The sequence below is a fragment of the Bilophila wadsworthia ATCC 49260 genome, from assembly GCF_000701705.1.
Lineage (GTDB): Bacteria > Desulfobacterota > Desulfovibrionia > Desulfovibrionales > Desulfovibrionaceae > Bilophila > Bilophila wadsworthia.
This window is the reverse complement of sequence record NZ_JNJP01000117.1, coordinates 1-8,311: the sequence shown is the minus strand read 5'-3', so window position 1 is coordinate 8,311 and position 8,311 is coordinate 1. Positions and strand designations below refer to the sequence as shown.

General features: G+C 57.2%; 20 protein-coding genes and 1 other RNA gene. All 21 read right to left on the bottom strand.

Annotated features, from left to right (window positions below; genetic code table 11):
- Positions 1-215 (bottom strand): hypothetical protein (locus T370_RS0120060; protein ID WP_428829493.1); only part of this gene is annotated, 215 nt, incomplete at its 3' end.
- A 58-nt stretch (positions 216-273) separates the two neighbouring features.
- A complete protein-coding gene (locus T370_RS0120055; RefSeq protein ID WP_029436793.1) occupies positions 274-990 on the bottom strand; it encodes a transglycosylase SLT domain-containing protein in 717 nt (238 codons plus the stop codon).
- A gap of 2 nt (positions 991-992) precedes the next feature.
- Positions 993-1,355: a putative holin gene (locus T370_RS0120050; protein ID WP_029436792.1), complete on the bottom strand. Its 363-nt coding sequence runs from the start codon at positions 1,353-1,355 to the stop codon at positions 993-995.
- Positions 1,356-1,476: 121 nt separating this feature from the next.
- The gene (locus tag T370_RS0120045) at positions 1,477-1,914 is read right to left on the bottom strand and encodes a Mor transcription activator family protein (RefSeq protein WP_034507262.1); all 438 of its coding nucleotides are present in this window, start codon (positions 1,912-1,914) and stop codon (positions 1,477-1,479) included.
- On the bottom strand, positions 1,914-2,306 hold the full coding sequence (locus T370_RS0120040) for a regulatory protein GemA (protein ID WP_029436790.1): 393 nt from the start codon (positions 2,304-2,306) through the stop codon (positions 1,914-1,916). Before T370_RS0120040 ends, T370_RS0120045 begins: the two co-directional genes overlap by 1 nt.
- 101 nt (positions 2,307-2,407) lie before the next feature.
- Positions 2,408-2,614 carry a hypothetical protein gene (locus T370_RS0120030; RefSeq protein WP_029436789.1) on the bottom strand — a complete coding sequence of 69 codons (207 nt, stop codon included), beginning with the start codon at positions 2,612-2,614 and terminating at the stop codon, positions 2,408-2,410.
- Positions 2,615-2,666: 52 nt separating this feature from the next.
- A complete protein-coding gene (locus tag T370_RS0120025) occupies positions 2,667-3,350 on the bottom strand; it encodes a DUF2786 domain-containing protein (RefSeq protein WP_051643920.1) in 684 nt (227 codons plus the stop codon).
- 23 nt (positions 3,351-3,373) lie between these two features.
- A complete protein-coding gene (gene nrdD, locus T370_RS23190; RefSeq protein WP_034507260.1) occupies positions 3,374-3,553 on the bottom strand; it encodes an anaerobic ribonucleoside-triphosphate reductase in 180 nt (59 codons plus the stop codon).
- Complete coding sequence (locus tag T370_RS0120015; RefSeq protein WP_029436787.1) at positions 3,544-3,825, bottom strand: hypothetical protein; 282 nt, start codon at positions 3,823-3,825, stop codon at positions 3,544-3,546. Before T370_RS0120015 ends, nrdD begins: the two co-directional genes overlap by 10 nt.
- Positions 3,826-3,835: 10 nt before the next feature.
- Positions 3,836-4,156, bottom strand: coding sequence for a hypothetical protein (locus T370_RS0120010; protein WP_029436786.1), 321 nt, complete (start codon positions 4,154-4,156; stop codon positions 3,836-3,838).
- A gap of 41 nt (positions 4,157-4,197) precedes the next feature.
- An RNA gene (locus T370_RS24625) (hammerhead ribozyme type II) lies at positions 4,198-4,266 on the bottom strand.
- Positions 4,266-4,445 (bottom strand): hypothetical protein, encoded by a 180-nt coding sequence (locus T370_RS0120005; RefSeq protein ID WP_029436785.1) that lies wholly within the window; start codon positions 4,443-4,445, stop codon positions 4,266-4,268. Before T370_RS0120005 ends, T370_RS24625 begins: the two co-directional genes overlap by 1 nt.
- Before the next feature lie 10 nt (positions 4,446-4,455).
- Positions 4,456-4,650 (bottom strand): hypothetical protein, encoded by a 195-nt coding sequence (locus T370_RS0120000; RefSeq protein ID WP_029436784.1) that lies wholly within the window; start codon positions 4,648-4,650, stop codon positions 4,456-4,458.
- Positions 4,643-4,948, bottom strand: coding sequence for a hypothetical protein (locus T370_RS0119995; protein ID WP_029436783.1), 306 nt, complete (start codon positions 4,946-4,948; stop codon positions 4,643-4,645). Before T370_RS0119995 ends, T370_RS0120000 begins: the two co-directional genes overlap by 8 nt.
- Positions 4,945-5,190 (bottom strand): hypothetical protein, encoded by a 246-nt coding sequence (locus T370_RS0119990; RefSeq protein WP_029436782.1) that lies wholly within the window; start codon positions 5,188-5,190, stop codon positions 4,945-4,947. Before T370_RS0119990 ends, T370_RS0119995 begins: the two co-directional genes overlap by 4 nt.
- Positions 5,191-5,202: 12 nt before the next feature.
- Positions 5,203-5,820 carry a DUF3164 family protein gene (locus tag T370_RS0119985; protein WP_029436781.1) on the bottom strand — a complete coding sequence of 206 codons (618 nt, stop codon included), beginning with the start codon at positions 5,818-5,820 and terminating at the stop codon, positions 5,203-5,205.
- 11 nt (positions 5,821-5,831) lie between these two features.
- Entirely contained in the window at positions 5,832-6,053 is a 222-nt protein-coding gene (locus T370_RS0119980) for a hypothetical protein (RefSeq protein ID WP_029436780.1), read from the bottom strand.
- On the bottom strand, positions 6,043-6,372 hold the full coding sequence (locus T370_RS0119975; RefSeq protein WP_029436779.1) for a helix-turn-helix domain-containing protein: 330 nt from the start codon (positions 6,370-6,372) through the stop codon (positions 6,043-6,045). Before T370_RS0119975 ends, T370_RS0119980 begins: the two co-directional genes overlap by 11 nt.
- Positions 6,365-6,901, bottom strand: coding sequence for a hypothetical protein (locus tag T370_RS0119970; protein ID WP_081847604.1), 537 nt, complete (start codon positions 6,899-6,901; stop codon positions 6,365-6,367). The genes T370_RS0119975 and T370_RS0119970 overlap by 8 nt, the downstream gene beginning before the upstream one ends.
- Positions 6,902-7,672, bottom strand: a complete 771-nt coding sequence (locus T370_RS0119965) for an AAA family ATPase (protein ID WP_248604295.1) — start codon at positions 7,670-7,672, stop codon at positions 6,902-6,904. It lies immediately after the preceding gene.
- On the bottom strand, positions 7,639-8,311 hold a 673-nt coding region (locus T370_RS0119960; protein WP_029436776.1), incomplete at its 5' end, for a Mu transposase C-terminal domain-containing protein. The genes T370_RS0119965 and T370_RS0119960, both read right to left, overlap by 34 nt.

Genomic DNA, 8,311 nt, shown 5'->3' with positions numbered 1-8,311 from the left:
CCTTGACGCTCCTTTGCCAGCTTTTGACGGGCGTCTGAAAGCTCGGCGGACAATGCGGCCACGCGGGCCGTTTCTTTTTCCAGCTTTTCACGGGCGGCCCGCTCGGCTGCTGCAACCGCATCGGCGCGGGCTTTATCTTTTTGCGATACTTCCTCGGCCAAAACAGCGATCCGCGTCTCATAGTGCGCCTTTTGCAAGTCAAGTTCGTTGTACAAATGGTCGATCCAGATACCCGCAACGAGAAGGGCCGCGCCGATGAGCGCGACGGCACGGCTACTCACAGCGCACCCCCGGCCCCCAACCGGCCTTCACGTAAGCGGCCTGACGCTCAAAGATGAAGAAAACATACCGCTGATTCTCCCGCTTCGCCGACGCCCGGCGGCCCGCGTTGACCGTCTCGACGCTCCCAAAATAGCGATCCGGATCAAGGCCGCGCTTGGCGGCAAGGTTGCGATCCCGGTTTGTCCAGCCCATGCCGCCGTTGTATGCGGATAAGGCAAAGGCCATACGATCACAGGGCGTCAGCGCCTTCTTTTGCGCGTTTTTGGCCGCCACCCGATCCCACAAGTATTTGTCGTATGTCACGCACGCCCGGAGCGACCAGCCGGGATTGAACGGCGCGGGCTTGCCCACTTCCGGCGCAACCGTGGGGAGCCATTTCGCGGTTGACGGCATAAACTGCGCCAACCCTTGCGCCCCGGCACTCGACACCGTGCTGTTTTTCCACCAACTCTCGGTGTGGATTTGCGCAGCGAAAACGGACACCGGCGCGTCCAGTCCCCACACGACGCGGGAGGCACGGATCAACGTGTCCCGGTGCTGATAGGCGGCACGGGGGATGTTGACGGTTTCGGCCTGTGCCGCGCCCGCGAACGTCGCGCAGATACTTAAAAACAGGGCCGCGACAAGCAGCACGCCAAGCCCGAACGCTACGCCGGTAAGCAGCCATTCCAGAAAGGCCATGCCCCATTGTTTCAAGACGGCGCGCATGGCTACAGCCCCAAGGAAACGGCAAGGACGAAAACGGCCACCATAGCCACACGGCGCAGGCACGCCGCAATAAAGAGCGTCCGGCAATACATGGCCACGGGATAATCCGCCTCATGCGGGCGATCCGCGTCGGGGGTTTTCCGCCAGTCGTCGTCAAGGTAGGAGTCAGGGGAAGCGTAAGGGAACGCCGCCATGTCGAAAAAGACGGCAATCACGGCGGCGAGCATGGCGAGCGAGAGTTTATAGCGGACGATCGGGAACTGTTCCGGCGAGCAGAAAGCCACAAGGCCGGTCACAAAAAGCGCCAGAACGGCGAAAAAGAAGAACTGAAAGCGCGGATTGAGCAGTCTTGCAAAGAACTTCATCTGAAACCCCTTATGGTTTGCGGGATTCCAGAAAGAGGAATCCCCGGTTACTGGCAAGCTACCAGTGCCGGGGATTTACGAAAGCCGACATATGTCAGTGGGTGGAATTGACGGGGAACGGTCATAACAGCCGCCCTTGCCGTTGTAGCGGAAAAAGAGAAGTTTTCTCTTCCGGGACACGGTGCAACACGCGCCAAACGTGCCTGTCTGAAAGATGGTATTTAAGGGCAAGCCCCGTTACGATCTCACGCTCAGACAGTCCCGCGCGGGCCATTGCGTCCCGATCCCTGACAAGGGCTGCATCGCGCTCATCGGCGGCGGCCTGTCTGCACGTGGGAATGTAAAGATTCGTTCCGGCATATTCCCGGCATAAGGCCTTTGCCGCATCCTCCCCGATCATGTCACACAGCCTCCTGTAACGGGCTTCGCCAACGGGCGTAAGACGCATGGGCACGGGGATCGTCGTCCCGCCGAGAGCCCTTATAAGGCGCAGGGTCACGGCGGGACCAAGGCGATCGATGATGTCGCGGGCGTTGCGGGGCAGGCGCGCGTCAGACATTACGCCCTCTCTTGCGCCCGCTGGTGCTTGGTCATTGCGGTAATCACGCCGCCAAGCTGCTCGCCGTCAAGCCACGGGATGCGCACGCCATACATCTTTTCTGCAATGGATTCGACGTATGCCCATGACTTTTTGGTGTCGAGACGCAGGGCGTTGATCTTGCCGAGCAACGCTTCAAACTCCGGGCGCACCTTCGGCCCCTTCGGGCGGCTGTCCTTCCATCCACGCTTACGCAGGGAGGCAACGAGCATAACCAACTGGCGGTCGGTGCAGTCCGCCGATGAGCGCTTGCCGGTCAGGTTTTGCAGCATGGCGCGGTACGTGTCGTCGTCAAGGCCAAGGTCTTTCTTGGCGATATGTATCTTCGCCATAAGGGATTTGCGGGATTCCATTCAGCACCTCACAAGGTTGTCAATGGGGTGAAGTTCAACGCCGCCGTACAGCATGACGGCCACATACCAGCGTCCATCATTAGCCCGGATATCCGGGCGCGTCATTTTCCGCACCGTTCCCGCGCGGTCTTCGGTGTGGGAGCCGTCGGAGCTACGCTGTTCAGGGCGTCACAGCACACCTTGAGCATATTCTCGGCGGCGTCCGGGGCGTCCTTGTCAATAAAGAAAGTCGCCACGATACGCTTCTTTGCCGTGTCCTGAATGGCGGGAATGCCTGCGCCGGAGCGCGTGGGGATGAAGCGGGGCATATATATTCTCCTGTCGTTGCTTGTGTTCATCAGACCGGAAATCATCCAGTTTTTATGCGATAGATTTATAGGCTTCACCGGTGACCGGCGTGGACAAAGGAATGTGTTCTGCGGACAACATCCCGGCCAGCCGGTCTTGTAGGCGGCTTTTGTCCGGTTTAATCGTGCCTCTTTTAAGCTCGTCCGGCATGGCGGCCCTGACAATGGCATCCTTGACGGGCACCAGCGCGTCGGACGTTATGGGCGTAGCTTTCTTTTGGAGATACATCCTGTAATTGATGACATCCACTGCACCGAAAAGGAAGGAGTTCCGCGCCGCACGCTTCGATTTTGCGGAGCGGAGCAGGCGGGCCGGGCCTCGCATATGCTCGGATGCCAGCCGCAGCAGGGTCTTATACAGGTACCCATACATCCATCCGCAGACTTCCGGATCGACGCCGACGCCAACAAAAGAGGTTTCACCGGTGTTAGGGTCATGAAAATACTGACAATCAAAAGCGTTGGCGGTATGGCTGGCGAGAGCATGAGCCCATTTTTCCAGCTCTTTCCGCGTCTTGCGGTTTACCTGTCGGGCTTTATCCGTCTCGGCGTCGCGCCCGATGGATTCCATTGTCAGGTTGTGCTCGGACAACATTTGCTGGACCCGCTGCGCGGCAAGAGCCGCCTCGTGCGGATTCGCCGACTCGGAGAGGCGCAGCAGCTTGCGTATACGCTCGATAATCCTGCCTTGATCCATGATTTCTCCCGTATCCGTTTCGCTCAGTTTATCTTCACATGCTTCACGCGGTCTTTCACTTCCGCACGTTTGGCGTTGTTGAACCGGTCAACCGTACCAACAAGGTAGCCGGTAATCCGGCGGATACGCTCAAACTTGACGCCCTCGCCGACAATCAGCTTGCCGTCGCGCCTTGTGACGGGCATATGGTCAATCAGTTCCATTTTTCATCCTTACTTGTAACAGTAACTTCAAGCGACACGGACAGGCCCTTTGTTTCGTGGTAGTCCTTCAACATGGCAGGCATATCTCTTTCCATGCCGTCAACAAAACCACTCAGGAAGGCACTCATTCCCGGATTCGTAGGTGCCGTGAATTCGACAGCACCGGTGAGCATCTGGTGCATAAGCGACAGGCCGTCCGCAAACCCTACGAGCATCCCGCTCTCGAAGTCGGGACTTAGCAATTCATTCTCACCCTTAGACATGTTTTTCATCCCCTTCTCCCTACTTAAACGCCCGCGCTTCGATGACAGTCCATGACACTTCTTCTATTCCGCTGCTGACTGCGGAAAGTATACGCAGCACATCCGGGCGTTCATCATGCGCATACGTCATTGCCAGATTGAGCGCTTCCGATGCCTCGGCCATATGTCGCTCGGCGGCCGCCATAGCATCATCAAAGGTTTTGGGTTGCGCCTCCCACCGATCGATGCGGGCGATCATCTCTTTGACAATAGATGTCGGTAGTTGGATATCGGGATGCACCGTATCGCACATCTCACGGACAATACTCAGCGCGCTGTCGGAAATCGGCCTGTCGCTCATTCCCTTTCTTCCTTGTTTATCGGTTTATGGACGTTCCGTCCTTTCGGCTCGCATCATCAGGCCCGGTAGCCAACCCGGACGACCGCCCCGCATGGGGGGCGGTTTCGCGTCATTCTTCGCCAAGTTCTGTCAATATAAGCTCCACTTTAAATCTCTCGTCGCCTATCCTGCATTTAAACCCCAGAGCTTCGATATCGGCTCCTTCCATAACCCGTATGGCCTGCGCTATGGTCGCTTCCCAAGGTCTTTCAACAACCTTCTTAATCAACAATTCTTCATCAAAAGACATACCCATTTCTTCACCCCCGATCCGCGCTTTCAGAGTCAAGCAATTCAAACGTAATTTTTAGCTTGAACAGGCCGGGAACGCTGTGTGTAGCCGTTAAACAAGCTGTTTCCGCATTAAGCATGAGCGAAAGATAATCGGCGAGCGTCGCGTCAAGCCGCTTGTCTTTGACCGTTTGCTTGCATTCTTGGACTTCGCCTTCATTCATCTTGATGCTCCTTCAATACATTGTTGATTTCTTCCCCCCCCGCCGTGTCCACGGCCTTTACTTGTATAAAGCCGTCTTCATCGCGATAGACGATAAGCGTCTTTTGGTTCACCCATGCAATCAGGCACTTTTTCAGAATGCTTTCCGTCGCGGCGTTATTCCTGCGCATGTTGTCGATCGTCTTTATCTGTTCGATATGCCGGTGGTACTCTTTCCAAGTCGCGTAGGCGGACGAGGCCAGCCACGCGAGCGGGAACAGGATCAGGAAGGCGCTGACGGCCAGATCCGCAAACTTCATTCTCTCCCCTCCCTGATCCGCCGGACGGCATCCGGCGGAAAGCCCGCGTCCATCAACAACTTGAACGCCTTTTCCCTGATCTGGCTTTTCAGAAACCGTCTGTGCTCGTCGGACGCTTCCCGCCACACATCGGAGCCGATCAATTCATCCATATCTTGAACGCGGTAGCGGGTATTACGCGTCAGCCGATCGGCGTACAGCCCTGAAAGCCGCTCAACATCCTTCTTTGATACCGTCGCCATAACCGCCTCCAGTCAGACGCTCGCAAAATCGAGGCTGATCGGCTGGTACGCGCCGGAAGAATCCCGCTCGTACGCCCGGACGTACACGCGGCTGTCCAGTACTTGCAGACTTTCGGTGATCGCCCGCATGGCCTCTTGCCAATCCGGATCGTCGATCTCGATCCGCCGCAGGCCGAGCACAGCGCCGGTGTTGATGCGGCCTTTCTTGTCGACTTTGAACGCCTGCTCAACCACAGCCCGGAGTTCAGGCCGGGAATCGGCACACCAGCGGCGCAGGCATCCGTCGATCAGCTCCTTTGCCGCTTGCAACCCTTCATCAAACGCGAGCAACTGACCGTAATCGCGGCACAGTTTGTATTTGCCGTCAAAAGAAAGGAGCTGCACATTACCTTTGACGCCGCCGAGCCGAACGCCGTACCGCTCGCCGGAAAGCTGGACAAAGGCGTCCACATCCGAAAGAAGGCTTGCCTTGACGGCCCGCATTTCCGCTTGCAGCGCCTTGATCTTCTCCATCTTTTCCTTGACCAGCGCGTCACGCTCAATGTCGATCGGGCGGATATTGGCGCGCGGCACGAGGCACCCTTGCGCGTTTTCCATGTAGCCTTCGGGGATTTGGGATTCGTTAAGCATTGTTTTTCTCCTTACATGTTGGGGAGTTCTTCCCAATGAACCTTTGTGTATTTCTTAGCGTACTGGTGCGAGAGCCACAGATGGAAAGCCGCTTCTTCGGCTGAGGCCAATACTTTGATTTCGTTGCGCATATTGTTGATAATCTGACCAACTTCCATGCCGGTCCCCTTGGAATCGTCACGCAGGGCCAAAACAAGACTGTTCAACAGGCGCTCAAGGCGTTCAGCAACCATAGTGCTTATCCTTTTGGTTAGGGTTGAATGTACATTTCTGGCACGCCCGCCAGCGGCGTAAAGCCGCCGGGCTCGACGTGGGGACTTTTCCGGCATAACGGGCGCAATCGTGATAGCTCACCATTTCGCCGTTGTACGGGCAGGGATTCCGGGCGTAGCGTTTCATGACGCGATCGGCCATGCGCCACGTATTGCCCGGATACTTCTCGGCGATCAGCGTGCTGACGGACCCATGGCTGACGCCAAGTTCGCGGGCCGTCGCGCTGACGCCGATCTCGGCGACGCGGGCGCGGAGCAGGGAAAGCCAATCGTCAGACATGATGCACCTCCCCTGTGTTGGGATCGGTGAGCGTCTTCGCCGGGGTATTCAGGGCCGGGGCAAGCCGTCCGGTATTCTTGACAAGCCGGAAAAGCTGCGGGTTGCGCGGCGTCCGTTCGACGTATCCGGCCTTCAACAGCGCCCGGACGTAGCGTTTCAGACCTCGCTCCGCGTCTTTCTCCGTCCCGTCGGCAAGGGTCATGAGTAAGTCGTCGACGCTCCATGAAGCTGTCTTCATGCGGATCAGATTCCAAGCGCGGGTCCGCAGGGAAAAACGGGAACGGGCAACGAAATCGCCTTTTTGCGGGCCGTTTGAACAGTTTTTCATGGATGCGAGAAACGCCTTGCCTTTGTCCGTAATCTGGCAGCATCCTTCCATATCAAGGATAAAGCCGCGAGAAACGAGCGTTGCGCACGACTTACGGATGACTTCGGAAGGGACGCCAAGGCATGACGCCATTTCGCGCCTCAGCATAGTCTTACCGTCCGCGAGTAATTCCAGCATGGCCTGTCCGATCGTCGCGTCCATTTACGCCACCTTCCTCTTTCCGCCCGCCTGCCTCACGGTGATGGGCGTCTTGTTCTGCCAGTCATGGGAAAGAGGAATCCCGGCAAGGTCATCAACGCCCACGCAGGCAAGACGGTTGGTCTTCGCCACCCGCTCAACAACGGGAATCATGTTCAGCACCTCCCGCATCCGTCCGCCCGACAGCCGATGGATTTCCGCCATAAGCTCCGGCGTCATGTCCACTTCGGCAAGCTGCTTGCAGACCGCCTGAATATCTTCCGGGGTGGAGGGCTTGAATTCCACCACGCGGGCGATACGGCTGGAAATCTGCCCGTACTTCTTGATCGCACCCTGAATGTCGCCCATGCCGATCAGGATCACCGTGTTTTCGGCCCGGTCGGAAATATCCCGGATTTTTTCAAGGGACGCCGCCTGATTCGCCAGTGTAAACTCGGCTTCGTCAATAATGATGGGTAACTGGTTCGCCGCAATCGGCTTCAAAAGCCGGGAGAAAAGCTGTTGAGAATTGCCGCGTCCGTCGATCTCAAGCGCGGCGGCAAGCTCGGAAAGTGCATATCGGGGCGTCCAATCCTTGTTTGCCCGCAGGAAGATTGCTCCGTTTTCGGCTGCCCAACTGCTGACGATGTGGCTTTTGCCAAGGCCGGGGACGCCGTACACTAGCATCATCCCCGCTTCGGCGGCACCGCGCTGCTCAACGGCCTTCACGGCGGCGGCAAAGTTCCGGTAATTCTCTGTCTTTACGAACATTTTGCGCATATCTTCTTCTCCCATGCCAGCCCCTTGCTGGCAAAAATAGGTTCATAATCCGCGTACTCTTCGGTCTGCACGTACCATTCCATCCATTCCGTAATTTCCGGCGTCCATGATTCCCGATGAACCATGTAGTGCTCAAACTTTTCGTAAGGAAACTCAAAACGCGGCTCCGCAGTACGCGGGGCAACGGATTCGGTAAGGCTGTCCGTTGTTTCGTCCGGCCAGCCAGCCACAGCTTCCGGCAACGGCTGGACGTCGACCACCTGTCCGATCGGGCAGCGGATGGAATTGACGACGGTTGCCGTGGCGGGGGCAGTATTGGAACCGTCCGGGCAGACGATGGTTGCACCGGGGACCAGCTTTTGCGCGCGCTTTTCGATCCTCCCGATGGCGTCGCGCATCTTTTGGGCTTCCCGCTGCTCTTGTTCGGAAAGCACCATGTATTCAATGGTGTTACCGTCAAGAAACGCCTCACAGATCATTTCCATGTCCAACGTCCACACCGTTACCCGTTTGGGATCGCGCATGTCATAACGGACGTTGACCTTTTCACCGTGGAACAGATCAAGCTCCTTGGCGTAATATTCGCGCCCGGCGAGCTTGAACCGGCAGTTTTTGACCGGGCATTCCTTGGTGGGCATGAACAGTTCGTCCCGA

Coding starts and splice junctions, on each gene's coding strand:
- T370_RS0120045 (WP_034507262.1), bottom strand. CDS start 1,914: ATGTCTGACGCGCGCCTGCCCCGCAACGCCCGCGACATCATCGATCGC.
- T370_RS0119995 (WP_029436783.1), bottom strand. CDS start 4,948: ATGAAGTTTGCGGATCTGGCCGTCAGCGCCTTCCTGATCCTGTTCCCG.
- T370_RS0119965 (WP_248604295.1), bottom strand. CDS start 7,672: ATGGGAGAAGAAGATATGCGCAAAATGTTCGTAAAGACAGAGAATTAC.
- nrdD (WP_034507260.1), bottom strand. CDS start 3,553: ATGGAACTGATTGACCATATGCCCGTCACAAGGCGCGACGGCAAGCTG.
- T370_RS0119990 (WP_029436782.1), bottom strand. CDS start 5,190: ATGGCGACGGTATCAAAGAAGGATGTTGAGCGGCTTTCAGGGCTGTAC.
- T370_RS0120040 (WP_029436790.1), bottom strand. CDS start 2,306: ATGGAATCCCGCAAATCCCTTATGGCGAAGATACATATCGCCAAGAAA.
- T370_RS0119970 (WP_081847604.1), bottom strand. CDS start 6,901: ATGGACGCGACGATCGGACAGGCCATGCTGGAATTACTCGCGGACGGT.
- T370_RS0120055 (WP_029436793.1), bottom strand. CDS start 990: ATGCGCGCCGTCTTGAAACAATGGGGCATGGCCTTTCTGGAATGGCTG.
- T370_RS0120005 (WP_029436785.1), bottom strand. CDS start 4,445: ATGTCTTTTGATGAAGAATTGTTGATTAAGAAGGTTGTTGAAAGACCT.
- T370_RS0120015 (WP_029436787.1), bottom strand. CDS start 3,825: ATGAAAAACATGTCTAAGGGTGAGAATGAATTGCTAAGTCCCGACTTC.
- T370_RS0120050 (WP_029436792.1), bottom strand. CDS start 1,355: ATGAAGTTCTTTGCAAGACTGCTCAATCCGCGCTTTCAGTTCTTCTTT.
- T370_RS0120010 (WP_029436786.1), bottom strand. CDS start 4,156: ATGAGCGACAGGCCGATTTCCGACAGCGCGCTGAGTATTGTCCGTGAG.
- T370_RS0120030 (WP_029436789.1), bottom strand. CDS start 2,614: ATGCCCCGCTTCATCCCCACGCGCTCCGGCGCAGGCATTCCCGCCATT.
- T370_RS0120025 (WP_051643920.1), bottom strand. CDS start 3,350: ATGGATCAAGGCAGGATTATCGAGCGTATACGCAAGCTGCTGCGCCTC.
- T370_RS0120000 (WP_029436784.1), bottom strand. CDS start 4,650: ATGAATGAAGGCGAAGTCCAAGAATGCAAGCAAACGGTCAAAGACAAG.
- T370_RS0119985 (WP_029436781.1), bottom strand. CDS start 5,820: ATGCTTAACGAATCCCAAATCCCCGAAGGCTACATGGAAAACGCGCAA.
- T370_RS0119980 (WP_029436780.1), bottom strand. CDS start 6,053: ATGGTTGCTGAACGCCTTGAGCGCCTGTTGAACAGTCTTGTTTTGGCC.
- T370_RS0119975 (WP_029436779.1), bottom strand. CDS start 6,372: ATGTCTGACGATTGGCTTTCCCTGCTCCGCGCCCGCGTCGCCGAGATC.